This window comes from Gordonia sihwensis NBRC 108236 (assembly GCF_000333035.1).
GTDB classification, from domain to species: domain Bacteria; phylum Actinomycetota; class Actinomycetes; order Mycobacteriales; family Mycobacteriaceae; genus Gordonia; species Gordonia sihwensis.
On sequence record NZ_BANU01000041.1, the window covers coordinates 1 to 25,732 of the forward strand.

General features: G+C 67.6%; 27 protein-coding genes. 11 read left to right on the forward strand and 16 right to left on the reverse strand.

Features of this window, described 5'->3' with window-relative positions:
* Positions 1-678 (reverse strand): helix-turn-helix domain-containing protein (locus GSI01S_RS18210; protein WP_039868124.1); only part of this gene is annotated, 678 nt, incomplete at its 3' end.
* Positions 679-1,309: 631 nt separating this feature from the next.
* On the opposite strand from GSI01S_RS18210, the gene GSI01S_RS18215 reads away from it, so the two are divergent.
* From GSI01S_RS18215 to GSI01S_RS20365, 3 genes are all read left to right on the forward strand, one after another.
* On the forward strand, positions 1,310-1,903 hold the full coding sequence (locus GSI01S_RS18215; protein WP_006898119.1) for a hypothetical protein: 594 nt from the start codon (positions 1,310-1,312) through the stop codon (positions 1,901-1,903).
* 70 nt (positions 1,904-1,973) lie between these two features.
* Positions 1,974-2,765, forward strand: a complete 792-nt coding sequence (locus GSI01S_RS18220) for a dioxygenase family protein (protein WP_006898120.1) — start codon at positions 1,974-1,976, stop codon at positions 2,763-2,765.
* Between the two features lie 604 nt (positions 2,766-3,369).
* A complete protein-coding gene (locus GSI01S_RS20365) occupies positions 3,370-3,516 on the forward strand; it encodes a hypothetical protein (RefSeq protein WP_169317727.1) in 147 nt (48 codons plus the stop codon).
* Between the two features lie 3 nt (positions 3,517-3,519).
* On the opposite strand, the gene GSI01S_RS18225 is transcribed toward GSI01S_RS20365, so the two are convergent.
* Both GSI01S_RS18225 and GSI01S_RS18230 read right to left on the reverse strand, forming a co-directional pair.
* Entirely contained in the window at positions 3,520-3,765 is a 246-nt protein-coding gene (locus GSI01S_RS18225) for a hypothetical protein (RefSeq protein WP_006898121.1), read from the reverse strand.
* Positions 3,766-3,899: 134 nt separating this feature from the next.
* On the reverse strand, positions 3,900-5,171 hold the full coding sequence (locus tag GSI01S_RS18230) for a DNA polymerase III subunit delta' (RefSeq protein WP_039868125.1): 1,272 nt from the start codon (positions 5,169-5,171) through the stop codon (positions 3,900-3,902).
* Between the two features lie 84 nt (positions 5,172-5,255).
* Between GSI01S_RS18230 and GSI01S_RS18235 the strand changes: the two genes are divergently transcribed.
* Both GSI01S_RS18235 and GSI01S_RS18240 read left to right on the forward strand, forming a co-directional pair.
* On the forward strand, positions 5,256-6,815 hold the full coding sequence (locus GSI01S_RS18235; protein ID WP_039868127.1) for an adenylate/guanylate cyclase domain-containing protein: 1,560 nt from the start codon (positions 5,256-5,258) through the stop codon (positions 6,813-6,815).
* A gap of 105 nt (positions 6,816-6,920) precedes the next feature.
* Entirely contained in the window at positions 6,921-7,808 is an 888-nt protein-coding gene (locus tag GSI01S_RS18240) for a universal stress protein (RefSeq protein ID WP_006898124.1), read from the forward strand.
* Between the two features lie 3 nt (positions 7,809-7,811).
* Here the strand turns inward: GSI01S_RS18240 and GSI01S_RS18245 are convergent, their stop codons facing one another.
* The 4 genes from GSI01S_RS18245 to GSI01S_RS18260 all read right to left on the reverse strand — a co-directional run bounded on the left by GSI01S_RS18245 (position 7,812) and on the right by GSI01S_RS18260 (position 13,076).
* Positions 7,812-8,834 (reverse strand): zinc-binding alcohol dehydrogenase family protein, encoded by a 1,023-nt coding sequence (locus GSI01S_RS18245; RefSeq protein ID WP_006898125.1) that lies wholly within the window; start codon positions 8,832-8,834, stop codon positions 7,812-7,814.
* Positions 8,835-8,980: 146 nt separating this feature from the next.
* Positions 8,981-11,998 carry a type I DNA topoisomerase gene (topA, locus tag GSI01S_RS18250; protein WP_006898127.1) on the reverse strand — a complete coding sequence of 1,006 codons (3,018 nt, stop codon included), beginning with the start codon at positions 11,996-11,998 and terminating at the stop codon, positions 8,981-8,983.
* Positions 11,999-12,161: 163 nt separating this feature from the next.
* Positions 12,162-12,737 carry a hypothetical protein gene (locus GSI01S_RS18255; RefSeq protein ID WP_039868129.1) on the reverse strand — a complete coding sequence of 192 codons (576 nt, stop codon included), beginning with the start codon at positions 12,735-12,737 and terminating at the stop codon, positions 12,162-12,164.
* A gap of 135 nt (positions 12,738-12,872) precedes the next feature.
* The gene (locus GSI01S_RS18260; protein WP_006898129.1) at positions 12,873-13,076 is read right to left on the reverse strand and encodes a cold-shock protein; all 204 of its coding nucleotides are present in this window, start codon (positions 13,074-13,076) and stop codon (positions 12,873-12,875) included.
* A gap of 306 nt (positions 13,077-13,382) precedes the next feature.
* On the opposite strand from GSI01S_RS18260, the gene GSI01S_RS18265 reads away from it, so the two are divergent.
* Positions 13,383-15,695 (forward strand): DEAD/DEAH box helicase, encoded by a 2,313-nt coding sequence (locus tag GSI01S_RS18265; protein WP_006898130.1) that lies wholly within the window; start codon positions 13,383-13,385, stop codon positions 15,693-15,695.
* Positions 15,696-15,715: 20 nt separating this feature from the next.
* Here GSI01S_RS18265 and GSI01S_RS18270 read toward each other — a convergent pair whose 3' ends face one another.
* The 7 genes from GSI01S_RS18270 to GSI01S_RS20650 all read right to left on the reverse strand — a co-directional run bounded on the left by GSI01S_RS18270 (position 15,716) and on the right by GSI01S_RS20650 (position 18,976).
* Entirely contained in the window at positions 15,716-16,087 is a 372-nt protein-coding gene (locus GSI01S_RS18270) for an Rv3654c family TadE-like protein (RefSeq protein WP_039868130.1), read from the reverse strand.
* On the reverse strand, positions 16,062-16,475 hold the full coding sequence (locus GSI01S_RS18275; protein ID WP_006898132.1) for a TadE family type IV pilus minor pilin: 414 nt from the start codon (positions 16,473-16,475) through the stop codon (positions 16,062-16,064). The genes GSI01S_RS18270 and GSI01S_RS18275 overlap by 26 nt, the downstream gene beginning before the upstream one ends.
* A gap of 3 nt (positions 16,476-16,478) precedes the next feature.
* Complete coding sequence (locus GSI01S_RS18280; protein ID WP_006898133.1) at positions 16,479-16,700, reverse strand: DUF4244 domain-containing protein; 222 nt, start codon at positions 16,698-16,700, stop codon at positions 16,479-16,481.
* A gap of 120 nt (positions 16,701-16,820) precedes the next feature.
* Positions 16,821-17,387: a hypothetical protein gene (locus tag GSI01S_RS19650; RefSeq protein WP_156150481.1), complete on the reverse strand. Its 567-nt coding sequence runs from the start codon at positions 17,385-17,387 to the stop codon at positions 16,821-16,823.
* A gap of 100 nt (positions 17,388-17,487) precedes the next feature.
* Positions 17,488-18,054, reverse strand: coding sequence for a type II secretion system F family protein (locus GSI01S_RS18290; protein WP_006898135.1), 567 nt, complete (start codon positions 18,052-18,054; stop codon positions 17,488-17,490).
* Positions 18,051-18,851, reverse strand: coding sequence for a type II secretion system F family protein (locus tag GSI01S_RS18295; RefSeq protein WP_006898136.1), 801 nt, complete (start codon positions 18,849-18,851; stop codon positions 18,051-18,053). Before GSI01S_RS18295 ends, GSI01S_RS18290 begins: the two co-directional genes overlap by 4 nt.
* The gene (locus tag GSI01S_RS20650) at positions 18,848-18,976 is read right to left on the reverse strand and encodes a hypothetical protein (RefSeq protein WP_280512905.1); all 129 of its coding nucleotides are present in this window, start codon (positions 18,974-18,976) and stop codon (positions 18,848-18,850) included. Before GSI01S_RS20650 ends, GSI01S_RS18295 begins: the two co-directional genes overlap by 4 nt.
* A 214-nt stretch (positions 18,977-19,190) precedes the next feature.
* On the opposite strand from GSI01S_RS20650, the gene GSI01S_RS18300 reads away from it, so the two are divergent.
* The 5 genes from GSI01S_RS18300 to GSI01S_RS18320 are packed head-to-tail and all read left to right on the forward strand — an operon-like array spanning position 19,191 to position 25,020.
* Positions 19,191-19,901 carry a hypothetical protein gene (locus GSI01S_RS18300; protein ID WP_006898138.1) on the forward strand — a complete coding sequence of 237 codons (711 nt, stop codon included), beginning with the start codon at positions 19,191-19,193 and terminating at the stop codon, positions 19,899-19,901.
* Positions 19,902-19,959: 58 nt separating this feature from the next.
* The gene (locus GSI01S_RS18305) at positions 19,960-21,183 is read left to right on the forward strand and encodes an XRE family transcriptional regulator (RefSeq protein WP_006898139.1); all 1,224 of its coding nucleotides are present in this window, start codon (positions 19,960-19,962) and stop codon (positions 21,181-21,183) included.
* A 21-nt stretch (positions 21,184-21,204) separates the two neighbouring features.
* Entirely contained in the window at positions 21,205-22,404 is a 1,200-nt protein-coding gene (locus GSI01S_RS18310) for a tyrosine-type recombinase/integrase (RefSeq protein ID WP_006898140.1), read from the forward strand.
* The gene (locus tag GSI01S_RS18315; protein WP_006898141.1) at positions 22,394-24,640 is read left to right on the forward strand and encodes a tyrosine-type recombinase/integrase; all 2,247 of its coding nucleotides are present in this window, start codon (positions 22,394-22,396) and stop codon (positions 24,638-24,640) included. Before GSI01S_RS18310 ends, GSI01S_RS18315 begins: the two co-directional genes overlap by 11 nt.
* Entirely contained in the window at positions 24,637-25,020 is a 384-nt protein-coding gene (locus GSI01S_RS18320) for a hypothetical protein (protein ID WP_006898142.1), read from the forward strand. The genes GSI01S_RS18315 and GSI01S_RS18320 overlap by 4 nt, the downstream gene beginning before the upstream one ends.
* A 119-nt stretch (positions 25,021-25,139) precedes the next feature.
* On the opposite strand, the gene GSI01S_RS20265 is transcribed toward GSI01S_RS18320, so the two are convergent.
* Together GSI01S_RS20265 and GSI01S_RS18325 are read right to left on the reverse strand one after the other, a co-directional pair.
* Positions 25,140-25,301, reverse strand: coding sequence for a hypothetical protein (locus GSI01S_RS20265; RefSeq protein ID WP_156150509.1), 162 nt, complete (start codon positions 25,299-25,301; stop codon positions 25,140-25,142).
* Entirely contained in the window at positions 25,302-25,706 is a 405-nt protein-coding gene (locus GSI01S_RS18325) for a hypothetical protein (RefSeq protein ID WP_233500150.1), read from the reverse strand. It lies immediately after the preceding gene.
* Between the last annotated feature and the right edge of the window lie 26 nt (positions 25,707-25,732).

Below are 25,732 nucleotides of genomic sequence, written 5' to 3' on the forward strand. Positions count from 1 at the left end.
GAGTTTCTCGAAGCCGTTACGGCCGGCGTTGCGTGCGGTGAGTCGGGTGGTGAACACCATCCCGTTGTCGGTCAGGGTCGATGACGGTGCCCCGTACTGGTTGATCAGTGCGTTCATGACGGTGACGACATCTGTTCCGGTGTATGCGTTCTGCGTGCTGATGTGGAGCAGGAATCGAGAGTGATCATCGAGAAAGTCGAGGATCTCTACCCGGTCTCCGTGGGCGAGGTACCAGTGAGTGATGTCGGCTTGCCAGCATTCGTTGGGCAGGTCGGCTTCGAAGCGGATGTAGGAACTGCGGGGCCGTTTGCGGGGTTCTGGGGTGATCAGGCCCGCGGCGTGCAGGATGCGGCGGATCGTCGAGGCCGCAGGCACCTGCAGTCCTTCCCTGTGCAGGTGCCATCCGATGGTCTCTGGTCCGGCGTCTTTGCCTTCGGCGGTCAGTTGTCGGCGCAGTGCGATGATTCGGTCGGTGATCACTGCCGGGGTCGTTCCGGGGCGATGACGGGGAGCTCGTGAGCGCGGCACCAGACCTGCGGGTCCTTCGCGGTCGTATCGCTTGAGGAGTTCGTACACCCACTGCCGGGACACTCGGTAACGCGCGGCAGCCTGTGTCGGTGTGAGGTGTTGGTCGCGGACCGCGCGGACGATCACCAGTCGTTTGTCTTCGGTTGTCATGCCCGATCGTGGCATCGGCTCACCGTCGAGGTCACTGTCAACGATGTCGCGCTGCAGGTGTCAACGATGTCCGCGGCCAAAACGTCAACGATGTCGCGCCGCAGGTGTCAACGATGTGCGCGGAAAACCCCCGATGAGACGTGTCAACGATGTCGCAGTCTCACACACCCCAGGCGGCTCGTGTGTGATGAGTCGCGACATCGTTTACACACGATGTCGCGACTCATTGCTTTTCCGGGGGTTCGCGGGTTGTCGGTACCATCCGATGGTCACTGGTCTGGCGTCTTTGTCTTCGGCGGTCAGTTGTCGGCGCAGTGCGATGATTCGGTCGGTGATCACTGCCGGGGTCGTTCCGGGGCGATGACGGGGAACTCGTGAGCCCGGCGCGCCAGCCCTGCGGGGTCCTTCGCGAGTCGTTTGTCTTCGGTTGTCATGCCCGATCGTGGCATCGGCTCACCGCGTCGAGGTCACTGCCACCGAGGTCGCAGTCTCACACGCCAGGCGGCTCCGCGAAACTCTCCGGCCATGTACAGATCCGTGCCACGAACCGTCGTCGATGACGCCGAATCCGCCTTCGGTGGCTATATTTCAGGCGAACTCCCCGTTCCGGACCCGACAGGACGTGCCCCGAATGCTCCGAAATCTCCGAACTCTCGTACTAACCGCCGCGGTCGCGCTGACGGCCGTCGCCGGTGTGACCGTCGCGACTCCCGGCGAGGCCGCCGCCGCCGACCGCTACCAGGGTCCGACCCTGAAATCGGAGCAGGGCTCGTTCAATGGCAAGAACGTGCGGCTGACACTGACCAATCCGAACCCTGCCACCGTGCTGGGGAGTTCCTGCACCTCAGCGCTGCTCGACGGCACTCAGGCACTGCAGGCCTTCGTCGCTTTTAACGCCGGCGACTACGGGACGATCGTCAAGATCATGCTGAACTCCGGACTGCGGTTCGGTCCCGCCGCGAGCAACAACCTGATCAGTCCCGGACCCAACAGCAACTCCACGGACGTCAAGGTCGGCGACGGCGTCTACCTGTTCCTCGGAACGTGCGGCGGTTTGGGCACCCTGCTCGACCCGACTGATGTCGGCGTCACCGTGCGTCCGGTGATCGTCCCGAGCGGCATCGGCAGCATCGGCTCGGTCCTGGACTTCGGCAGCCTGGCGATGCAGTCCGGCGTCGGCAGCTCCGATTTCGCGAGCATCCTCAGCCTGCTCTCGGCCAGCTGACGCGGGCGGAATACCCGGCGGCCGGCCGACGTTCCATTCGCAGTCACACCGCAGATGAGATTGTGAAGCCATGAACGCTCCGACCGCCGACCGCATGCCCGCGCTGTTCCTCAGCCACGGCGCTCCTCCCCTGGTGGACGACGAACGGTGGGTCGGCCAGTTGGAACGACTCGCCGCCGACCTTCCGCGACCGCGGCAGATCCTGGTGGTCTCCGCTCATTGGGAGGCCGCACCGCTGACCATCGGAGCCACGGACTCGAGAGTCCCCCTCACCTACGACTTCTGGGGATTCCCGGACCGCTACTACCGAACGACGTACCCATCGCCCGGCGCACCCGATCTCGCTGATCGGGTCGCCGGGCTGATGCCGTCGGGCGAGCAGGTGCATCGCGACGCCGAGCGGCGACTCGACCACGGCGCATACGTGCCGCTCACGATCATGTACCCGGACGCCGACATCCCGGTGCTGCAGATGTCGATGCCGACCCTCGATCCCGCGCGCCTCATGCGTCTCGGCGAGCGGCTCACCGAACTGCGCGACGAGGGCGTGCTCATCATCGGATCCGGTTTCACCACTCACGGCCTGCCCTTCCTCGACGATCCGTCCCCCGGCGCGACGCCCCCGCAGTGGTCGGTCGACTTCGATGAATGGACACGCGAACGCTTCGCCGCCGGCGACGTCGACGGTCTCCTCGACTTCGCGCACCGCGCACCCGGTATGCCGTACGCGCACCCGCGAACCGAGCACTTCGCGCCGCTGTTCGTCACCCTCGGCGCCGCCACCCGGGCCGACGCCGTACCCGAGCAGCCGATCGACGGCTTCTGGATGGGACTGGCCAAGCGCAGCATCGTCACCGCGTGACCCGCGCCTTCTGCCTGCCGGCACCGGACGTTGAGCGGGCAGTCGCCCAGGCTTGTTCGGCGTCCAGCCACCACCCAGGCTTGTTCAGCGAGCAGTCGCCACCCAGGCTTCTTGAGCGAGCAGCCACCACCCAGGCTCGTTGAGCGAGCAGCCACCACCCAGGCTCGTTGAGCGAGCAGCCACCACCCAGGCTTGTTGAGCGAGCGAAGCGAGTCGAAACTCCCGCTGGCTGTGTTTCGACTCGCTCCGCTCGCTCAACTGGCCTGAGAACGAAAGCGGCCTAAGAACCACACGCTCACCCAACCGGCCTGAGAACTAAAGCGGCTTAAGAACCAGACGCTCGCTCAACAGCGACAGCCGGCGTGCCGCTCGCATCCCCGACAGTGCGAGCGGCACACCGGCCGTCACGCCGACGGTCGTGTGCCGACCGTCAGTCTCTCCGACGCCTCCTCGACGTCACGCCCCGACGCGCTAACCCCTCTCATAGCGCGCCGTGGGCGTAAGCCCCGACAGGCCGGCCGCTGCTCCCCGGCGGCTGACCCTCGTCCCTCTCCCCTGCGCACCTATAGTTGAGGCAGGTTCCGCACCGTCCGAGGAGACTCACATGCCCGACTTCATCGACAAGATCAAAGAGAAGGCCGAAGCTGTCTCCGCGGCGATCGACAATGAGCTGACGGTGCTGGAGGGTGCCGGCGGCGACGATCCTCTCGCCGAGCACGACGAGTCGGAAGCCGCCTACGGCGACGACTGATCGCTAGGCGTCCCCCGCCGTAGCGAACCGTCGCGACACGTACCACCCGGCCGCGGCCGGGATGCACATGATGCCCGCGAAGATCGCAGTCCCCGTCAGCGGACGAGTGAACACCTCGCCGCCGGCGTAGCCGACCGTCCCGTGGTACAGGACGGAGACCGCGTAATAGAGGACTGTGGCCAGCACGAGCCTGGACACGATGGCCCAGTTCCGGCCGATCCGGTCCTCCAAGTTCTCCCAAGTGAGCATGCAACCATTTCACGCGCCCGCGCGTGACGGATGAAATCGCCGGATCCGAGAATCGGGATAACCTGCTGGTCAAAGGACTGAAGAAATTCTCCGGTCCGGAGAAACCGGCTCCGGTGGAGCCCGCCTTCGGGCGTTCAGCGGCGTGCCAGCTGCCTGCCGATCCGCACCACCATGGCGTCGACGGCGAACTTGGGCTTCACATTCGTCTCGAGTGCCTCACGGCACTCCAGCACCGCCTCAAGGCACCGCAGAAGCTGTTCGGGAGACGCGTGCCGCGCCATCGGGACGGTCAGGTCCTGAGCCTTGTCCGGGTGCATCAGTGTCACCTGTGCTCCCATCGACAGCGAGAGCCCGTCGCGGAACAGAGCCGCGAGGTCGACGAGCGCGCGGTCGAGCACGTCTCGCATCGTCCGGGTGCGGCGCGATTTCTGCCGCTTCTCGAGTTCCTTCACCGCACCGGCCGTTCCGCGGGGCGGCCGTGCGGTGCCCTTGCCGGTTCCGCCGGCACCGAGGGCGGTCATCAGTTCCTCGGTCTCGGCGGCGTCGCGCTCGGCACTGATCTGGTTCGCTGCCTCGGTCGCCGTCTTGACGAGCGTCTCGGCCGCCGCGAACGCGGTGGAATCGCGGGTGGCTGCCCGAGCCAGGCCGAGCGCTTGGTCGCGCTGTGCGCGTGCCGACCCATCGACGGCGAGGCGGCGGGCCCGGCCGACGTGCCCGCCCGACACCGATGCCGCCCAGGACGCGCGGTCGGCGTCGATCCCGTCACGGTCCACCAGGACGCGGGCGATGTCGGCGGCCGCGGGCGCGGTCAGTCCCACATGCCGGCACCGCGACCGGAGCGTGATCGCGATGTCCTCCGGCGCCACCGAGGGCGCGCAGAGCAGGAAGATGGTGCGGTCCGGCGGCTCCTCGACGGCTTTCAGCAGCGCGTTGGCGCCCTGTTCGGTGAGCCGATCGGCGTCCTCGACCACCACGATCTGCCAGCGACCGGTGGTCGGGCGGCGGGCCGCGAGTTGGACGATGTCGCGGATCTGCGCCACCGAGATGGTGAGCCCCTCGGGAACGATGTGCCGGACGTCGCCGTGAGTCCCGGCCAGCACGGTGGTGCACGCACGGCATTCACCGCAGCCCACCTCGTCGGCCGCCTGACACTGCAGCGCGGCCGCGAAGCAGGTCGCGGCCACCGACCTGCCGCTGCCGGGAGGACCGGTGAACAGCCAGGCGTGGGTCATCGACTCGCGCGGACCCGCCTCGGACTCGGATCCCGGGCCCTCGTCGAACATCGACACCGCCCCGGCGTCCGCTTCGTCGAGTCGAGCGGCCACCGACCGCGCCGACGTCGCTGCCGCCAGAAGCTCTTCGATCAGCGCTTGCTGCCCGATCATCCGGTCAAAGACATTTGTCACATCAGCCAGCCTAAAGCCCAGTTCAGACAACACGCATCCCGCACGCTGTTTAACAATTGCAAGCATGCCGCTACCTTGGATGACATGGTAAGACGACGGTCGTGGTTGTCCAGAGCAGCGCACACCCTGCGCTGGCTGGCACACACACCGTGGCCGGTCCTCGCACTCGACATGCTTCGCGCGAACCTGATCGGTGCCCTGTTCACATTCGCCTTCCTGCGTTTCGGCATGCCGCGCGTCGACTCGATCTCGATCAGCGAGTTCAACGCCCAGAATCAGGTGGCCTTCGGGCTGTACCTGTTCATCGCCATCATCGTCGGTGCGTATCTCTCCATCCAGCTGAGCATGCCGGTGCTGATCTGGCACCGTCGGCGGACCAGACTCGACGACGCCGCCGCACGCAAACGGGCGCTGAACCTCCCGACTCTGCTGACCGCGGTGAACCTCGGCCTGTGGGGCATCGGCGGAGTGATCCTCGCGGTCATCAACCTGCGCACGTCGATGAAGGACTTCGTCGTCGTGATCATCGCCAGCCTGATCGGCGCCCTCGTCACGGGCGTGCTGAGCTTCATGCAGGCGGAGAAGGTGCTGCGGCCGATCACCGTGGCCGCGATGGCCAACGACCCGGACAACTCCAACGCACCCGGCATCGCCACTCGGATCACCGTGTTCTGGGTGGTGTCGGTAGCCGTGCCGATGACCATCATCGCCGCGCTCATCATCCTGCAGCGCACGGCGGTCATCGACACCGACGCCGTCGGCCTGCAGCGGCCCATCCTGTGGATGGCCGCGGCCGCCCTGGTGTTCGGGCTGCTCGCGATCACCCGCCTCGTCCGGTCCATCACCGATCCGGTGAAACAGCTGCGCGTGGCGCTGAATCAGGTCCGCGCCGGCAACCTCAACGTCGCGGTGAAGATCTACGACGGCAACGACCTCGGTCTGCTGCAGGCGGGCTTCAACGAGATGGTCTCCGACCTCCGCGAACGCCAGCAGCTGCGCAACCTGTTCGGACGCTATGTCGGCGAGGACGTCGCCCGTCGGGCGATCGAGACGGGCACCGAACTCGGCGGCGAGGAGCGTTACGTCGGCGTGCTGTTCGTCGACATCGTCGGGTCGACGCGTTTGGCGGTGAACCGGCCGCCGCGCGAGGTGGTGGAACTGCTCAACGAATTCTTCAAGGTGGTCGTCGACGTGGTCGGCAGGCACGGCGGATTCGTCAACAAGTTCCAGGGCGACGCCGCGCTGGCGATCTTCGGCGCGCCCCTCGAGCAGGACGATTTCGCCGGTTCGGCGCTGGCCGCCGCACGCGACCTGCGCGTCGAACTCGCGCGACGGCTCGGCGACGTGGACATGGGTATCGGCGTCTCCGCGGGCAAGGCGGTGGCCGGCCACATCGGCGCGGAGCAGCGGCTCGAGTACACGGTGATCGGCGATCCGGTCAACGAGGCGGCACGCCTCACCGAACTGGCGAAGGACGAGCCGACCCGCGTGCTCGGCTCCGCCCGCGCCGTCTTCCTCGCCGGCGAGGGCGAGGCCGAGCACTGGCGGATCGGCGAGGGCGTCGAATTGCGCGGCCGCGGCATCGAGACTCTCCTCGCCCGCCCCGACATCGACGTCGCCGAGCCGACGTCCACGCTGGAGTAGCGCCGGGGCGGGCCCGAGGTCGCCCGGCCGGCAGTCCTTGGTCACGTGGTCTCCGGTCCCGTTCGGCACTGTCGGCGATGGGACTCGACGCGCGAGGATGGGTCGATGAGCTACACCCTCGACCGACCCGTGATCGTCGGAGTGGACGGGTCCCGGCGCGCGCTCGGAGCCGCCCGATGGGCTGCGGAGTGGTGTGCCCGCACGCGGTCTCCGATCCGGCTCGTGTACGCCGTTCCGGACGATGTGTGGTTCGCCGCCCACGATCCGTTCGCGATGTGCGTCGACCCAGCGCTCCGCCGAGAGGCGAACACAGCCGGGACCAAGGTGCTCACCGAAGCCCTCGCCGCTGCCCGCGAGGTCGCACCGGACCTGGACATCGCCACCCAGGTCTACAGCGGCACCCTCGCCGACCACGTCGCCGAGTACTCTTCCGGGGCGTCGATGGTGGTCATCGGGTCGACGCGGTCCGGTCCCATTCGCGACGTCCTGCTCGGCAGCCAGGTGATGGGGGTCATCCGGTCGTCGTCGTGTCCGGTTCTCGCATGGCGCGAGGACGATCACGCCGACAGTGATCGCGACGGACTGGTGGTCGGATACGACAGTTCACCTCACGCCGACCGCGCGCTGACCGTGGCTCTGCATCAGGCGCGGGCTCTCGGCGAAGAGCTCACCGTCGCCTATTACTTCCCGGCCGCCGCCATGATCGGCGCCGGATACGCGCTCAACCTCGTCAATTGGAACCTGGTGGAGCAGGACGGGATCGCACGGCTGCAGCGTCGGATCGCTCCCGCGTGCGAGCAGTTCCCGGAGGTGGACGTCGACATCGTGTACGGCGACTCGTCCGCGGCACGAGGGTTGGTCGGCGCATCGTCGTCCGCCCGGCTCCTGATCGTCGGCTCACGCGGGATGGGGTCGGTGGCGGGCACGTTCATGGGATCGGTGAGCCAGAACCTGGTGCATCACGCGCGGTGCCCGGTGCTCGTCGTCCCGTAGGCGTCACGGCTCCGGTTCGACGGCCGGATGCAGCACCGCAGCCCCCGCGAACCGGCCGGCCTTCAGGTCACGCAACGCGTGCAGCGCCTCGTCGAGCCGGTACGGCCTCGTCGTCACCTGCAGGCGGTGGTCGTCGGCGAACTGGAGGAAGGCGACGGCGTCGTCGCGAGTGTTGGCCTCCACACTCCGGATCTCCTTCTCGTGAAAGAGATGCCTGCGGTAGTCCAGCGGCGGGGTCGCACTCATATGGATCCCGGCGAGGCACAGGATTCCGCCGCGGTCGAGCGCCTCGAGTGCCGTGGGGATCAGTTCGCCGACCGGCGCGAAGATGATGGCCGCATCGAGCGGTTCGGTCGGGCTGTCGTAGGCGCCGCCGACGGAGACGGCTCCCAGATCGGCGGCCAGTCGACGCGCGTGGGGAGCCTGAGTGAGAACGTGAACGCGGGCACCCTGATGAATCGCGACTTGCGCGACGAGATGTGCGCTGCCGCCGAACCCGTACAGACCGAGTCGCCCGCCGGGCGGGAGTTCGGCGCGGCGCAGGGCACGGAAGCCGATGATCCCGGCGCACAGCAGGGGCGCCAGCTCGTCGACGCTGTAGCCCGTCGGCAGGCGCAGCGCGTAGGCGGCGGGCACCACCGCGAACTCGGCGTATCCGCCGTCGGCGTCCCATCCGGTGTAGGTGGAGTCGGGGCACAGGTTCTCTGCTCCGCGCCGGCAGTACACGCACCGACCGCAAGTGCTGTGCAGCCACGGGACCCCGACTCGATCGTTCACCCGGAACTCGGTGGTCGTGCCCGGCGCGATCTCCACCACGGTGCCGACGACCTCGTGACCGGGCACGACATGCGGTCGGTGCACCGGTAGATCGCCCTCCACCACGTGGAGGTCGGTGCGGCACACGCCGCACGCGTCGACGCGGATCAGCAGCTCGCCCGGTGAGGGCGTCGGGACCGGTTCCCGCGTCCATTCGATCGGCGACGTCGTCGACACCGGGCCGGTGTCGGTCACGCGCCAGACCCGCATCGTCGCAGGTCGGGCAGCGCGGTCGGGGGCACTGTGATCCGGAGGCGTCGATCGGGAGTCCACCAGTCCAGTGTCCCCCGGCCGACCGGTCCCGGCCAAGGGTCGCAATGCCTCGATCCGCCGGCCCCGGCAGCCTCGGGTCCCGCTCAGTCCTCGGTCTTCGGCGCAGTCTTCTTGGTGGCTGTCTTCTTCGTAGCCGTCTTCTTCGCAGCGGCCTTCTTCGCTGTGGTCTTCTTGGCCGTGGTCTTCTTGGCGGTCTTCTTCGCCGTCTTCTTGGCCGGACCGCGGGCACGCCGGTCGGCGAGCAGTTCCATCGCCCGCTCGGGTGTGATGGTCGCCACCTCGTCTCCCTTGCGGAGGCTGGCGTTGGTCTCGCCGTCGGTGACGTACGGACCGAATCGGCCGTCCTTGATCACCATCGGCTTCTCGCTGACCGAGTCGTTGCCGAGTTCGCGCAACGGCGGCGCTGCGGCCGCACGACCACGGCGCTTCGGCTCGGAGTAGATCTTCAGCGCCTCGTCGAGCGTGACCGTGAACAGTTGCTCCTCGCTGGTCAACGACCGCGAGTCGGTGCCCTTCTTGAGGTACGGACCGTACCGGCCGTTCTGGGCGGTGATCTCCTCTTTGCTCTCCGGGTCCACTCCCACCACGCGCGGCAACGACAGGAGCTTCAGGGCGTCGTCGAGCGTGATCGTCGAGATGTCCATGCCCTTGAACAACGAGCCGGTGCGCGGCTTCGGTCCGGCCTTCTTGGCAGCCTTCTTCGCCGTCTTCTTCGCGGTCTTCTTGGCCGTCGTCGTGGTCGTCGCGGTCGCGACACCGCCCGATCCGCCGCTCGGCACGTCGTCGAGCGAGACCACCTCGTCCGCGCCGCCGCGCGGTGTCGGCCCGGCCGGAATGGTCGGGACGGGCGCCGACGTCCCCGGGTCCTCGTCCTCGTCGTCCTCGGACGGAAGGATCTCGGTGACGTAAGGGCCGAATCGGCCCTCCTTCGCGACGATCTGGTGTCCGGTGGCCGGGTCCACGCCCAGCACACGGCCCTCCTGGGGCGTCTCGAACAGCTTCTCCGCGACGTCGAGCGTCAGTTCGTCGGGCGTCATGTCCGACGGCAGGTTGGCGCGCTGCAGATCGGGCTCGGCGTCCGGTCCCGCGACATTGCGTTCCAGATACGGGCCGTACCTGCCCACCCGCACGAACACCGGACGGCCCTGCGAATCGTCGAACAGCTTGATCGAGTTCACCTCGCGGGCATCGATGCCTTCGAGGTTCACTCCGACCAGCTTCTTGAGTCCGCCGACGCGGGCCATCGCGCCCGCCGCGTCTCCGTCGTCGTCGTGCTGAGCCTCGTCCGCGCCGAAATAGAACTCGCTGAGCCAGCGGGTGCGGTCGGCGTTCCCCGACGCGATCTGGTCCAGGTCGTCCTCCAGCGACGCGGTGAAGTCGTAGTCGACGAGGCTGTTGAAGTAACCCTCCAGCAGCCCCACCACGGCGAACGCGATCCATGACGGAACCAGCGCGCTGCCCTTCTTCACCACGTAGCCGCGGTCCTGGATGGTGCCGATGATCGACGCGTAGGTCGACGGCCGGCCGATGCCCAGCTCTTCGAGCACCTTGACCAGCGAGGCCTCGGTGTAGCGGGCCGGCGGGTTGGTGGAGTGTCCGTCAGCGGTGAGCGACGCGGCGGTGAGCGTCTGCCCTTCGCGGAGGTTCGGCAGCCGGTTCTCGGCGTCGTCGGCCTGGCCGCCGGCCAGCGCGTCCACGGTCTCGACGTAGGCCGACAGGAAGCCGGGGAACGTGATGGTGCGGCCGGACGAGGCGAAGGTGACCTGTTCACCGCTGGGGCTGGGACCGGCGGTCGCGTGCCCGGTCAGCCGCAGGCTCATGGTGGTACCGCGTGCGTCGGCCATCTGCGAGGCGACGGTGCGCTGCCAGATCAGCTCGTAGAGCCGGAACTCCTCGGTGTCGAGCGCCGACGCCACCTGGCCGGGGGTGCGGAACGAGTCGCCCGCCGGGCGGATCGCCTCGTGCGCCTCCTGCGCGTTCTTGACCTTGCGCGTGTACTGACGCGGCGTCGGGTGGACGTAATCGTCGCCGTAGAGCTGACGGGCCTGCGACCTGGCGGCGTTGATGGCCGACTCCGACAGCGTGGTCGAGTCGGTACGCATGTAGGTGATGTAACCGTTCTCGTACAACCGCTGCGCGATCCTCATCGTGCGGTCGGACGAGAACCGCAGCTTGCGGCCCGCCTCCTGCTGCAGCGTCGAGGTCATGAACGGCGCGTAGGGACGGCGGGTGTACGGCTTCTCCTCCACCGACGTCACCGTGAGCGACGCGCCCTCCAGTGCGGTCGCGAGGGCCCTCGCGCGCGCCTGATCGAGCACCGTGACCCCGGTGGTCTTCTTGAGCTGGCCGTCGGCACCGAAGTCGCGCCCGGTGGCGACGCGGTCGTCGCCGATGTTCACCAGGCGGGAGGCGAAGGTCCGCGGCGACGAGGACTCGCCGGCGTCCACGGTGGCGGCGATGTCCCAGTAGTCGGCGGAGACGAACGCCATGCGCTCACGCTCGCGCTCGACGATGATCCGGGTGGCGACCGACTGCACTCGGCCCGCCGACAGCTTCGGCATGACCTTCTTCCACAGCACCGGCGACACCTCGTAGCCGTAGAGCCGGTCGAGGATGCGGCGGGTCTCCTGCGCGTCGACCATGTCGATGTCGAGCTCACGCGGATTCTCGGCGGCGGCGCGGATCGCCGACTCCGTGATCTCGTGGAACACCATGCGCTTCACCGGGATCTTCGGCTTGAGCGTCTCGAGCAGATGCCAGGCGATCGCCTCCCCCTCGCGGTCACCGTCCGTCGCGAGGTAGAGCTCGTCGACGTCCTTCATCAGCGACTTGAGTTCGGAGACAGTCGACTTCTTGTCGGCGGACACCACGTACAGCGGCTCGAAGTTGTCGTCGACGTTCACGCCGAGGCGAGCCCAGGGCTGGCCCTTGTACTTGGCGGGGACGTCGGCTGCACCGCGCGGCAGATCGCGGATGTGGCCGCGAGACGATTCGACGACGTAGTTCCCGCCCAAGTAGCCCGCGATCTTGCGGGCTTTGGTCGGCGACTCGACGATGACGAGACGCCGGACGGCTGAGGATGCGTTGTCGGAGGCGGCCACGGGTGCCCTTCAGTCAGAGAATTGCTGCTCGATGCCGTTGTACCTTATATAACGCGTCTTCTGCACGTCACCTCGGATTGTGGGGTCGGGACGTTGGTCCCGAATGACACACGTCGGGTAGTCCGAACGGACGACATCCGGTGGGGTCGCCGCACCTCACGGCCTATGGGGAAGGCCACACACCTTCCGGAGCCCCGTCCGGTGCGATGCCGACGGTCTCGAGCAGCCGGGTGACCCGCTTGCGACTGGAGATCCGCAGCGCCGGGTGCGGCCCGCGCGTTCCGACGAGGGTCGGTGCGATGCCGACCCGCATGAGCGCGGTCGACAGCGGCGCGTGAGTGTCGGGGGCACTCGGGTCGAGGCCGAGCAGGTAATGAGCGCCGTCCGGGCGGCCGGACGCGAGAGTCCACAGGCGCAGCGCGTGCGGGGTCGGCGTCCACCCCTCAGGAACCGCCTTCACTGCACCGGCAGACCATGCACGGTGCAGCGCGGTGATCCGCGGATTGGCCTCGGTCCGTGCGATCGGGCGGCCCTCCTCGGAGGTCACGATCTCCGCTTCGAGACCGGCGCCGCGGATCTCCGCGCAGATCTCCTCCGCGCGCCATTGCTCCCCGACCACCACGGAGACGCGTGCACCCCAACTCGTGTGCACCGACTGACCCTGTGCCGCAAGTAATCCGGCGAGGTCCGCGATGGCCGGGTCCTCGATCTCCGCAGAGAACAGCGACATCTGACTCACACGACCATGGTACGGCCCGAATGTGACAGTGAGGTCTCCGGCCGACGCGGGACGAAAAGACCGGACTCCCGGCCGCCGAAGCGGTCCGGGAGTCCGGTGAAGTCTTGTGTCGAACCCTGGCGGGCTCAGAGAAGACTAGAGGGCGTGAACGCCGGTGGCCTGCGGGCCCTTGGTGCCCTGACCGACCTCGAACTCCACGCGCTGGTCCTCTTCCAGGGTACGGAAGCCGTTGCCCTGAATCTCGGAGTAGTGCACGAAAACATCGGCGTTGCCGTCGTCAGGCGCGATGAAGCCGAAGCCCTTCTCCGCGTTGAACCACTTCACAGTTCCCTGTGCCATTTACTGCATTCCTTTACATTGCATTGCATCACCCATCGCAACGGAGCCGCGACGGGGGCCTGTTCCGACCGCCATACTTCAACAAGCCTCGCCGTAGGGCGATGAAACCAACTGCAGTACACCGGCCGCAACGAACTTCGATCAGATCGGAGCATGCGACCGCCTTAAGCTAATCACGTTCCTCACGCCAATGACACCCTCATTCGGCAGGTCGTTCGGCGACACGCCGGAGGAGGCGCCAAAGTCCCTGCGTACCATGGGTGCTTCGGGCAAGACGAATTGAGGGCAGTGAGACGAGAACACGGCATGTCGCAGCGAGGTTACGGCAGCGAACTTCTCGGCCGCACCCTCGAGGGAACGCCGGAGGGCACCGCGGGCCTCACGCACATGTCGGTGATCGATCCCCGCGGCGGGGAGTTCACCGATTGGCCCGACTGGGTGCACCCGGCGGTGCGCGAGGCGTTCGTCGAACGCGGAGTGCAGCGTCCCTGGCGTCACCAGTCCGAGGCCGCGAGCCTCGCCGCCGGCGGTCGTCACGTCTGTGTCTGCACCGGCACCGCATCGGGAAAGTCCCTCGCCTACCAGCTCCCGGTGCTCACCACCTTCGCCGACGACCCCGACTCGACGGCGCTCTACCTGTCCCCGACCAAGGCTCTCGGGACCGACCAGCTCCGGTCGGTGGCGCAGTTGATCGCCGGCCGGCCGGAGTTCGCGCACCTGCAGCCGTGCGCTTACGACGGCGACACCGATTCGGAGCTGCGTCAGTGGGCGCGGCAGCATTCCCGGTGGATCTTCACAAATCCCGACATGCTGCAGATCGGCATCACCTCCACCCATCCCCGATGGCGGCCGTTCTTCGCGAAGCTCCGCTACATCGTCGTCGACGAATGCCACCACTACCGCGGCGTCTTCGGCTCGCACACCGCGCTGGTGCTGCAGCGGGCACTGCGGATCGCGCGGAAGTACGGCGCCGACCCCGTCGTGATCGGGGCCAGCGCGACCGTGTCGAACCCGGCGCAGGCCCTGTCTCGGCTGATCGGCGAGGACGTCGTCGCCGTCACCGAGGACGCCTCGCCCCACGGTGAACGGACCGTCGCCATGTGGGAGCCGGGTTTCCTCGAAGAGGTCACCGGGGAGAACGAGGCTCCGGTACGCCGCTCCGCAGGATCGGAGGCGGCACGACTGCTCGCCGACTTCGTCATCGAAGGCGCACGCACCCTGTGCTTCGTACGCAGCCGGAGAGGCGTCGAGGTGACCGCGGTGCGGGCCCGGCAGATCCTGGCCGAGGCGGCACCGGAGTTGGTCGACCGCGTCGCCGCGTACCGCGCCGGATACCTCGCCGACGATCGGCGCCGGCTCGAACGGGCCATCTCCGAAGGCGAATTGCTCGGTGTCGCGACCACCAACGCCCTCGAACTCGGCGTCGACATCTCCGGGCTCGACGCCGTGGTGGTGGCAGGCTACCCCGGAACGGTCGCCTCCTTCTGGCAGCAGGCCGGACGCGCCGGTCGGCGGGGCGAGGGGTCGATCGTCGTGATGGTGGCCCGCGACGATCCGCTCGACACCTATCTGGTGCACCACCCCGAGGCGCTCCTGGAGCGCGCGGTGGAGGCCACCGTCACCGACCCCACCAACCCGTTCGTCCTCGGTCCGCACATGCTGTGCGCGGCGACCGAGTTCCCGCTCACCGAGGCCGAAGTCGCGGCCTTCTCCGCCGAGCAGGTGGTGGCCGACCTCGCCGCCGAGGGCAAGCTCAAACGACGCAAGGCCGGCTGGTACGCGGCACCCGGGCTCGACCCGCACGGCGACATCGACCTGCGCGGCGGCATCGGCGGACAGGTGCTGATCGTCGATGTCACGTCCTCCCGTCTGCTCGGCACCGTCGACACCGCCCGCGCCATGACTTCGGTGTACCCGGGAGCGGTGTACCTGCACCAGGGCGAGAGCTTCGTGGTCGACGAACTCGATCTCGACGACGGCCTCGCACTGAGTCACCCCGAAGAACCCGATTGGACGACGTCGGCTCGCGAGGTCAGCGACGTGTCGATCCTCGAGACCGTGGACCGCCGCGAGTTCGGTCCCCTCACCGTCGCTCTCGCATCGGTCGTCGTCACCAGTCAGGTGGTCGGTTTCCTTCGCAAGTCGCTCAGCGGCGAGATCCTCGACTCGGTTCCGCTCGACCTGCCGGAGCACCGACTCGAGACCCGCGCCGTGATGTACACCCTCACGCCCGAGGCGATGATCGACGCCGGCATCGCACTCGACAAGTTCCCCGGCGCACTGCATGCCGCCGAGCACGCGGCCATCGGAATGCTGGGGCTCGTCGCAACGTGCGACCGCTGGGACATCGGCGGACTCTCCACCGCGCTGCATCCGGGAACCGGCTTGCCGACCGTGTTCGTCTACGACGGTTTCCCCGGCGGGGCGGGCTTCGCCGATCGCGGGTACGAGGCGTTCACCGAGTGGGTCGCAGCCACCGAGGCCGCCGTCTCCTCATGCGGCTGCGACACCGGCTGCCCGTCGTGCGTGCAGTCCCCGAAGTGCGGCAACGGCAACGAACCGCTGGACAAGGAGCACGCGATCAAACTGCTCCGCCTGATCGGCCGTCTGCACACGTAGCTCCGGGCCGACCCGCGGCCCTACGGCGACTCGACCGGCCCCGCCCGCGCGACCGCACGCGCATCACGAATACCGAAGCGACCCAACCGAACCCTGACCGCGACGGACAGCTGCACGTCGTCGCCGTCGACCACGCAACCGGTCATCCTCGGATCCCCCTCCTGCCTCGACATCAGCTGCCGCGCGGTCGCACACGCCTCCCCGTCTCCACTGACCCGCACCGCAGCGGCCGCCAGTGCGGACAGGTCCGCCGCCGACTGCGCCCGATGCCTCGCCACCACCGCTGCACCGGAATACAGCATCGCCACCAGCAGGAACCCCAACCCCGCGATCACCGCGGCTCCGGCGACGGTCGAGAATCCCTCGTCACCCTCCGTCCCCCGAACGCTCATCGCCGTCCCCCGGTCCGCCCGCCTCATCGCCGGTCGGCTCGCGAGCGGCCACCGCCTTCGCCGAGACTCTGACGAAAGGAAGCAGCGGGACGTCCGCCGACACCTCGACCACCACCCGGTCGTTCTCACCGGACACCGCGATTCCCGCACCGGCGGGCGCCACCTCCGCGCCCACGCTGTGGGCCGACTCGTCTCCCGCGGCCGTCAGCCGCGCCACCTCGCGTGCCGCATCGGTGCACCGGATCTGCGCCGACACCGCGGCCACCGCTCCGAGGCCGATGAGCAGAAACGCCGCTATCGCCGCGAGTGCATAGGCCGCCTCCACGGTCACCATCCCGGACTCGTCGCGGGCGCACCGCCGGATCAGCGCGACCGTCCGGCCACGCACGGCTCACCCCGCCGACGTGCTCAGCGCCTTGCCGATGATCCCGGTCAGTGCCGAGAGCACCGAATCGCCGGTGACCACCGTGTACAGAAGCGCCCCGAACGCCGCCGCCGCGATCGTGCCGATCGCGTACTCCGCCGTCGACATGCCCTCCTCTTCGACCGCGAGCCGGATCGTTAACTCCCGAATCTCCGTCCATCGTTGCCGCGCGGTCCCCGGAATCGTCATGACGTCCCCCTTTCGTCGATGAAACCCTGCATCACTTAGACGCGCGAAAGGCCGGACCGGTTCCGACGGCGGCGGTAGGGCGTGTCGGCTAAGAACTGCGCGCGGGCCGACGTCGGCCGGTCACGCCCCGCACACCACCGACCGGCCGAATCTCGTCGAGCACCAGTCGGCGAACCCGGGCATGTGGAGCACCGTGACACCGTCCTCCGCCGACGGCGCCAGGACCGCGGTCCACGACGTGCCGGGCTGGTTTCCGAGCGGTTCGCCCGTGTGCCAGGTCATGGTGTCCAGCGTGACGACGATGCCGTTGCCGTGCGCTCCCCACATGGCGGTCCACTTCTCCACATTCGCGGCGCCGGAGGCCAGCGTGACCAATGCGGTCCCATCCGGCTGCAGCGTCATCTGCCGTCCGTGCCCGGTCCACTCCCCGTAATAGCTCGACAGATCCGACCTGGGAGAGGTCTCCGTGGCCGCCTCGGTCGTCTCCGTCGACTCAGTGGGCATGACCGTCACCGTGGGCGACCCACTGTCGGTCACGGGCGCGACCGACTTCGTGACCGTGACTACCGTCGACGGGACGCTCTGCCGCACGGCGCGGTCGCCGTTGTCGCAAGACGCGACTCCGACCGCCAGCAGCGCCGCGCCGGCCGCCACGGCCATCCATCGGGTGACTGCATGTGTATCCATGTACGAAGCGTGCGCGTCCGGGCGAGAAGAGGAAAGAGCGGCAGAACCGAATTCTGCCGTCTGAATGACCCGGGACGCCCGGCACGGGCGCACGCCTCCGTCACACGCCCGCGAGGAGTCCCGACGCCAGGCCGATCACCACCGGCGCGATGCCCAGACATACGAACGCGGGAAGGAAGCACAGCCCCAGCGGTCCGCTGATCTTGACTCCCGCACGTTCGGCCGCTTCGAGAGCGGCGTTCTCCGCACGCCGCCGTGTGCCGTCGGCGAATCCCGAAACCACGTCGGCCACCGCCGAACCCGCTCGCGATGCCCTCCTGATCAGCGCCGCGAGTTCCGCGAACTCCGGGCTGTCGGACTCTGCGGCTGCCCAGGCCTGGTCCGGATCGGAGCCGAGCGCCAGGAGTTCCGCGGCTCTGGTGAGCGACCTGCCCAGCACCGGCGGCGACGTCCGGGCCGCGACCGCCGCCGCGGTCGCCAGCGGCAGTCCGGACCGGAGGCACACCGCCAGCGTGTCGTAGCCCGCTGCGATGTCGAAGGGATCCGGCGATCCTCCGGCCTCGTCCCCCGCACCGGTCTGCTCGGACTCCCGGACCCGGGCGAGCACCCACCCGGGCGGTGGCCACGCGAGCAATGCCGCCGCCAGAAGCACCAGCGCCGCACTCACGGCGCCACCGCCCTATTCGTGATCCGCCCGGCCCATGCGAGTCCGGCGACCGCCAGCAGCGTGCCGATCACCAGCAGAACACCGCCCGTCCCCGTGCCCAGCAGCACTCGAGCCGGATCGGCTCCCATCGCCTGTCCGAGTACCAGTCCGAGCATCGGCAGACCTGCGAGAACCGCCGCGGTGGCTCGTGGCCCCGCGAGCCCGGCTCTGGTCCGCGCGGCGAAGTCCTGCCTCGACAGGAGATCCGACCGCAGCGCGGCGAGCACCTCACCGATGGGCAGCCCGAACTCGAGCGACATGGCCCATGCCTGCGCCAGACGCCGGACCGGGTTCGACGCGGTTGACGGGGGTGGTCCCGGATCGCCGCCGAGTTCGGCCCGGGCCGCCATCCGGGCCAGTTCGTCCGCGACCGGTCCGGACGAGCCGGACTGCAGCAGGTCGGACGCTGCGGCGCGACACGCCTGGACCACAGGGGCACCGACCGACAGTTCGGCTCCCATCACTCCGAGCGCGGCGATCAGCTCGCCCATGTCGCGATCTCGCGCAGCGTCCCGTCGCGTCTGCCTCCGCTGCCGGGTAATCGCACCGGCCACCAGTGCCCCGGCGACACCGGGTGCGACGCCGAACACGATCAGCGCGCCCGCGGGCAGCGCCCAGACCGTCAGCCAGGGGTCGGTCCGCCGGCGCGAGCCCCGATCGGCACGACCGCAGAGTTCCTCGAGTCTGCGGTGAGCCTGCGGCGCCGGCCACAGCAAGACGGCGGCCGCTGCCGCGAGGAGCAGCGGAATCACGGTCACGACCGACTCCCGATGAGCCGCACGAGAGTCTCCCGACGGTCGGTGAAACCGGTTCCGGCCCGCCACGCGGGCACCACCCGGACCAGCCCGGCTCGATCCCGTTCCACCACTCCGATCTCGGTCATCGACCGTCGACCGCCCGCGGTCCGGGCCATTCCGAAGATCACCTGGATCGCTTATCTGTAGTAGCAAGACAAGATGAGTTATAAATATGCCCTTGACCTTTGCATTTATTGTTATCTACATGTATACTATTAGGTATCAACCGAGTATTCAGATGCGAAAACTTTCATCGGTGAACCTATTGATATGTAGGAACGGATATGAAATTCTTCATGCATGAACCTCAGCCAACTCCAGGCCAAGTGCGACCAGCTGGTCGAGCAGTTCAACGGCGAGTTCGTGGTGTTGCGGCGCGACCTGGCCGACGCCGTTCAGGCGGTTGCCGACCTCTGGGAACCTGTGGTGACCGAGCACGGCGGGACCGTGTCGGACCTACACGGAATGATCCACTGCACGGACGTGCGCGGGATGCTGTTGCTTCGCACTGTGGGTTTCAGGAATCCAGATTCTCCGCCGAAGCCTGGCGTGTTCGCGATGCGTTACGGGCAGGGGATGTCAGCACTGCTCGAGGACCAGCGAGGGACCAGCATCCGGGTCCGGAAGATGCCGGCGTCGGTCATCCCGGAGCAGGGCGAGCGTCTAATCGTGCGCACCGGCCCGGTTCCGGTGACTCCCGACGAGCGGGACTCCGGCCCGGCGGAGGCCGACTGGGTGCTTCCGTTCCCTGTTCCCGATCCGGAGCAGCAGATTCCCTCGGGCCCAGTGGAATGGTTCGTGCTCTACTCGTTCACGCCGGACTCGGTGCAGGTGGCCGAGGTTTTTCTGGCGGCGGTGGTCGGGATCGATTCATCGTCGACGGTGGCGATTTTGGCGTCGACTCCACTCCCGCGGCAAGTGCAGCCTCGTCAGGTCGTCGCCGAGAACGACGACGACTTCGGCGACCTGCTGGGCAAGGCTCAGGAGGGCGACGGTCCTTCGCCGGCCTAGCGGAATTGTCAGACCCGGTCGCTACCGTCAGTCGGCGAGTGTTTGAATCGGGGACGTTATGACCACATGTGAGGTGTACGGACTCAGGGTCCGGCAAGCGAGACTGCTCCGACGGATGACCGCCAAAGAAGTACTCGCGAAGATGGGCTGGTCTGGTGCGCGGTTGACGCGGATGGAGCGCGCGGAGACCGTCGAGTTGGCCGTCCAGGACGTCGATCATTTGAGTGAGGTTCTGCGGTTTCCTGCGGAGTTCTTCACCACCGCACCGGTGTCGCGGGTCGAGCCGTCGGATCTGTCGTTCCGGGCGCCGAAGGCGATGACCGCTGCCGAGAAAAATCGGATGGCGCAGGTGATGGCGTTGTCAGGTGACTTCCTGCTCCAGTTGCATGCTGCGCAGAAGTTGCCGCCCTTACTGATTGAGCCCAGACCGACGTTGGATCCTGTCGCTGCGGCCGCGGCGGCCAGGGAGATGCTCAATGTCGGACCGGATGCGCCGATTGCGGACCTGACTCATCTGATGGAACGAAGTGGGATCCCGGTGATGATGCGGAGTGAACGATTCGGATCCCAAGGCCTGGAAGGCAATTCACGCGGACGTCTGGAGAAGCATCTCGGGTGCTCGGTGTGGATCGGAGAATTCCGGGAACGGCCTCTGGTCGCGTCGCGGGAGTTGGACTCGTGGGAACGGACGCGGTGGACGCTCGCACACGAGCTCGGGCACCTGATGCTCCATCGCAATGCCGGTGAGATGACCGACGAACGCGAGCAAGAGGCCTCGCGATTCGCTTCGGAGTTCCTGGCGCCGTACGCGCATGCGTCGGCATCGTTGCGTAGTGCACCGTCGTTGGTGAATCTCCTTCCGGTGAAGATGAAGTGGGGCATCTCGCTCGGCGCATTGCTGCGCCACTTCTACGAGTCCGGCGCCATGGACGAGCATCGTTACGAGACGCTGCGCAAGCAGTTGTATACGCGGGTGAATCCTGATACCGGGTTCACCTGGGGCCGCACCGAACCGGGCTGGGACGATCGGCTTCCCGAGCGTCCTCGCCTGATGAGCAGGTGGGTCGAAGCGGTGTACGGCACCAAATCTGTGCAGGCTCTGGCCGCACGCCGATTGATCCTGCCGGTCGATGTGATCGGCGAGTTGATGGTCGGCCAGCGAGGGCCGGCTCAGAAGGCTGTAGCAACGCCGGCGTCAGCGGCCGCGCCGTCGGTCACCGGCCGCCGCGGCGCGGTTGTCGAGGTCGACTTCGCCGGCGCTCACCGTTCGCGGCAAGCGTGATCGTCGGCGGAGGTGGCGGTGATGGCCCGAGCACAGCGAATGAGATTCCCTGACCGGCCCGACTCCTACACCGTCGTCGACGACACCGGTCTACCCGTTCTGCCTGCGCACGAGTTCCTGCGGTTTCTGCGCGATCAGGACCGCTCACCTAATACCGTCCGCGGCTACGCCCGTGGCCTGGGATACTGGTGGACTTTGCTTGAGCATGTCGGCGACGAGTGGGACCAGTTTCCGGTGTCCCGGTTCGGCGACTTCCTGACCTACCTGCGGTACGGGGACCTGCCCGGCGTGACGCGACTGTCCGAGCGGGAGAGGTGGCTCGCCGAATCCTCGGTCGCCACCTACAGTGCTGCTGTGCTGGCGCTGTACACCTTCCACGCCGATGCTCATCACCTGATCGAACCGTATGAGCGGCTCTACAGTGCCCGCCGGACCCAACGCTGGGCGAGCCCCTACAAGGGCTTCCTCGACGGTGTCGGCCCGCACCGCGATCACCGGCGGCCGTTGTACCGGACTCGGCTGCCGAACCAGTCTGCGACGCCGGTCCTGGATCCAGCGCAGGTGGTCGCGATCCTCGACGACTGTGCGGTCCAGACCGACACCGGCTGGACCGGCGGCCCTGTCGGACTCCGCGACCGACTCATGATGGCGGTCCTGGCCGAGACCGGCATGCGCCTGGGTGAAACGTTATCGTTGCGGCACAGTGACTTCCACATCACTGGCGGCGTCACCCCATCCATCGACATCGTCGGCCGCGATGATCATCCTCACGGCCTGCGCGCCAAAACCGGGGCTCGCCGCATCTACATCGGTGACGACTTGGCCGCGCTCTACACCGAGTACGTGTGGATGCTCGTGCAGATGTGCGCTGACGTGCTCGTGGAGAACCTGGATTCACATTTCGTGTTCGTCAATCTCGTTCGCGGGCAGCAGTTCGCGCCGATGCGGGTGGAGACCGTGTACGCCCGGGTCGACCAGGTGCGGCGCCACCATCCCGACACAGTGCCGGCCGACTGGTCGCCGCACTGGCTGCGTCATACGCATGCGACCGCGTTGCTCCTCAACGGGACTCCGCCGCACGTGGTGATGCGGCGCCTGGGCCACCAGGATGTGCAGACCACTCTCTCGACCTACGGATGGGTGACCGAAGACGCGCAGATGCGGTCCCTGTCGCAGTGGAAGAACTACGTCGCGGGCTGGAGGGGAATCCATGACACCTGACCACACCCCGCGGCTGATACCTGCCGACGCCGCAGATCCCTCCGGGGACTCTTTGTGGGAGGCGCAGTGGGCGCGGGTCCCCGATCAATGGCGGCAGCTGCGGTACCGCATCGACCAGGCGCCCGCCGATCGCGTGTTTCTGCTCAATCGGCGGTACCTGCGGAACCCGGACGGGCACGACTTCACCCCGCAGTCGGTTCCGCTGCGCTTGCAGCAAGAGCTGGCGTGGTGGGTGTGGCTGTGCGGTGCCGACGGACTCCGCAAGATCGAACCGTCCCTGCTGCGCTGGTTCTCCCTGACGTTGACCGCGGCCGTCGCCGACTATCAACGAGTCCACGGTGATCCACCGACGTCGGTGACCGACCTGGGTGTCGCGGACCTGACCCGGTCGGCGCTGGTGGGGTTCGAGCAGCGCAATGCCCGCCTGGCGTCGGCGAACTCGCGCCGCAACATCACCAACTTCATCGAGCAGATGCACCTGCACGTCAGTGTCCGCTGCGGCACCAAGCCGTGGTGGGAGCACGACATCTGGGATCTGCGAGCCGATCGGCGGATCCCGCAACGCGAGCACGAACCGGCCCACGACAAAGCGCTACGCTTGGACACCCTCGAACCGCGCTGGCTCCGCGACGGTGTCCGCTTCTGGTTGCGGACCGCGCTGAGCACCGAACTGCTGCGGTGGTCGTCGGCGGTGGAGCGGGCCCGCACCCTGTCCCGCCTTCTCGGGCCGTTCCTGCAGGCTCAGGGCATCGACGATCCAGTGATCAGCACCGACCCCGCAGTATTGCGTCAGGTGTTCACCGACTTCTCCGGCTACCTGCACTCACCGCAGGCCTGTGCCCGGCCTGGGCGATTGTTGTCGGCGTCGGCCGTCGACGAGGCCCGCAGCCAGACGCAGGTGTTCTACACGTTCATGGCCGACCACGCCCCCGAAGCCGCGGCGGCGACCGGCGATCGTCGCTGGCTGGCGGTCTCGGCCGCGCACACCCGGCTGTGGGGGCCGGCGTTCCGGACTCGGCACTCCTCCCGCGTTCGGGAGTTGACCTGGTACAGCACCAGCGAACTGCAGCAGATGCTGTGCTACCTCGACGTCCTGTCCGCCGACCGCGGATTCCCGGTGTCGATCACCCACCCCGACCGAACCCTATCGGTCGTTGCCGGCCTCGGTGACCCGCAGACCGCCCGCATCTGGCTGCTTCAAGCCCTGACCGGCCGCCGAGCCTCGGAGATCCTGATGCTCGACCACGAACCCCTGGAGGCGATCCCTGGCATCGAACGTCCCGTAGACAGTAACGACCCCGATGCGTTCGTCGCCAAACTCCGGTACCAGCAGACCAAGGTCGACGGCGTCATCCCGACGATCCTGGTTGAGCAGGCCGTGGTGAACATCATCGCCGAACAACAACAGTACAACCGAGACCACTACCCGGACCTGACCCCGAAGTACCTGTTTCTCGGGGTCCGGCACCAATTTCAGGGGCAACGCCCCCGCCCGTATGCCTCCTACCGATCCGCACTGGCCAAACTCGACCGAGTCCACGGACTCACCGACAGCGCCGGAAACCCTCTGAGGTTCACCCAAACCCACCGGCTCCGGCACACCCGGGCGACCGAGCTCCTCAATGACGGCGTCCCCATCCACGTCGTGCAGCGCTACCTCGGACACGCCTCACCCGAGATGACCCTGCGATACGCGGCCACCCTCGCAGCCACTGCGGAAGCGGAGTTCCTCAAGCACAAGAAGATCGGCGCCCACGGCGCCGACCTGGGCATCAGCCCCACCGACGTCTACGACATGACCCAACTGTCCCAACGCACCGACCGCGTCCTCCCGAACGGCGTCTGTCTGCTGCCGCCCTTGCAGACCTGCGACAAAGGCAACGCCTGCCTGACCTGCGGTCACTTCGCCACCGACCGCACACACCTCGACGAACTCGCCGACCAGCGCACCCGTACCGAGTCGCTTCTCCAGGTGCGGCGCCGCCAATACCACGAGCGCACGGGTCGGCAACTTTCCGACGAGAATGTCTGGGTCCACGAACGTCTCCGCGAGATCGCCTCGCTCGATGCCATCATCGCCCGACTCGCTGCCGAAGAGGACCAGGCATCGGCCGATCGCGATTCTGCGGTGGCCGGGGCCGGCACCTCCGATCGGCGACCGCTGCTGCAGATCCAGACTCGAGGGCTGCACGAGATCGCACTAGGGAAAGCTGAGAACCGAGGTAATGGGGTATGACGCCACCGACTGATCAGGCGATCGCCGCGCTCAACGCCCACGCACAGCAGCGCTCCGCCGACGTCCGGACTCGGATTGAGAAGGCCCTCACCGCCATGCGGAGATCGGGGGCCACAATCAACATCAACGCCGTCGCTGTACGTGCCGGCGTCACCCGCAAGACGATTTACAACCATCCGGACCTGCGGGAGAAGATCCGCGCCCACACCACCATCGCCCCGCCACCCGAGGCTGCAGCCACCGACAGCTCCATCGTGTCGGCGCTTCGCGCTCAGTTAACGGCCAACGATGCCGAACTCCGTCGCCTCCGCGCAGAACTTCGCGCCAAGGACGTGCTGATCGCCAAACTCTACGGCCGGCTAGACACGGCGGACGAGTGACGACAGACCGCCGACGATTCTCGGGTAACCGGCGCACGTCCCGTCCCACGGTTCGAGAACGTCATTGCGCACATCGCGCCCAACCGTAGGGCCATCGGCTGATTCGTCTGTTCGCCAGCCTAGTCAGCAGGATCGAGGAGGTCGTCAATGACGGCATCCAGTCGTCGCCGAATGTGCTGTGGCGGTCCCACCACGGAGTCGACGAGGATCTCGGCCTGAGCAACGGCATTGATTCGACTGCCGATCCGCCAGGAGGCCGCAAACGCGGCGTCAGTGTCCACCTAGCCACCCACCAGAGTTACGGCGGCCGCGATGAGCGTGCCTCGGAAGCGGCCGGGATCGTCGGCGATGACCTGTGCCGGTGCTCGATCATCCAGGCGCGGATTGCGTCCTTGGAACCAGGCTTGGATCAACGATGGGGTAGCGCCGAGCTGGTGTTGCAGGGCCGCCACGCTGTAGGCCACCTTCAAACGGGCTCGGACGTGGTCCGGGACTGCGGCCGCGTGTGTGATGTAGTCGCTGACCGCAGCGGTGCTGGGCGCGCCGGCCAGATACGCAACCAAACGCGCACCGAGCAGCGTGCGCAGTTGGTCGACCAGTGTCGCGTCGTCGAGGGCGTCCAGATGCACTGTCACACGATCGTGGACGGCGGCAACCGAGGGCCGGACCGATTCCATGGATGTCATCGTCGCACACACAAGCCGCCTGATTC

Bases quoted from the DNA above. Each gene is read 5' to 3' on its own strand.
- GSI01S_RS20650 (WP_280512905.1), bottom strand. From the start codon at position 18,976: ATGACCGAGATCGGAGTGGTGGAACGGGATCGAGCCGGGCTGGTCCGG.
- GSI01S_RS18325 (WP_233500150.1), bottom strand. From the start codon at position 25,706: ATGACATCCATGGAATCGGTCCGGCCCTCGGTTGCCGCCGTCCACGAT.
- GSI01S_RS18315 (WP_006898141.1), top strand. From the start codon at position 22,394: ATGACACCTGACCACACCCCGCGGCTGATACCTGCCGACGCCGCAGAT.
- GSI01S_RS18235 (WP_039868127.1), top strand. From the start codon at position 5,256: ATGGTAAGACGACGGTCGTGGTTGTCCAGAGCAGCGCACACCCTGCGC.
- GSI01S_RS18245 (WP_006898125.1), bottom strand. From the start codon at position 8,834: ATGCGGGTCTGGCGCGTGACCGACACCGGCCCGGTGTCGACGACGTCG.
- GSI01S_RS18240 (WP_006898124.1), top strand. From the start codon at position 6,921: ATGAGCTACACCCTCGACCGACCCGTGATCGTCGGAGTGGACGGGTCC.
- GSI01S_RS18280 (WP_006898133.1), bottom strand. From the start codon at position 16,700: ATGACGATTCCGGGGACCGCGCGGCAACGATGGACGGAGATTCGGGAG.
- GSI01S_RS18220 (WP_006898120.1), top strand. From the start codon at position 1,974: ATGAACGCTCCGACCGCCGACCGCATGCCCGCGCTGTTCCTCAGCCAC.
- GSI01S_RS18270 (WP_039868130.1), bottom strand. From the start codon at position 16,087: ATGAGCGTTCGGGGGACGGAGGGTGACGAGGGATTCTCGACCGTCGCC.
- GSI01S_RS18260 (WP_006898129.1), bottom strand. From the start codon at position 13,076: ATGGCACAGGGAACTGTGAAGTGGTTCAACGCGGAGAAGGGCTTCGGC.
- GSI01S_RS18215 (WP_006898119.1), top strand. From the start codon at position 1,310: ATGCTCCGAAATCTCCGAACTCTCGTACTAACCGCCGCGGTCGCGCTG.
- GSI01S_RS18310 (WP_006898140.1), top strand. From the start codon at position 21,205: ATGGCCCGAGCACAGCGAATGAGATTCCCTGACCGGCCCGACTCCTAC.
- GSI01S_RS20365 (WP_169317727.1), top strand. From the start codon at position 3,370: ATGCCCGACTTCATCGACAAGATCAAAGAGAAGGCCGAAGCTGTCTCC.
- GSI01S_RS18300 (WP_006898138.1), top strand. From the start codon at position 19,191: ATGAACCTCAGCCAACTCCAGGCCAAGTGCGACCAGCTGGTCGAGCAG.
- GSI01S_RS19650 (WP_156150481.1), bottom strand. From the start codon at position 17,387: ATGGATACACATGCAGTCACCCGATGGATGGCCGTGGCGGCCGGCGCG.
- GSI01S_RS18265 (WP_006898130.1), top strand. From the start codon at position 13,383: ATGTCGCAGCGAGGTTACGGCAGCGAACTTCTCGGCCGCACCCTCGAG.
- GSI01S_RS18305 (WP_006898139.1), top strand. From the start codon at position 19,960: ATGACCACATGTGAGGTGTACGGACTCAGGGTCCGGCAAGCGAGACTG.
- GSI01S_RS18320 (WP_006898142.1), top strand. From the start codon at position 24,637: ATGACGCCACCGACTGATCAGGCGATCGCCGCGCTCAACGCCCACGCA.
- GSI01S_RS18225 (WP_006898121.1), bottom strand. From the start codon at position 3,765: ATGCTCACTTGGGAGAACTTGGAGGACCGGATCGGCCGGAACTGGGCC.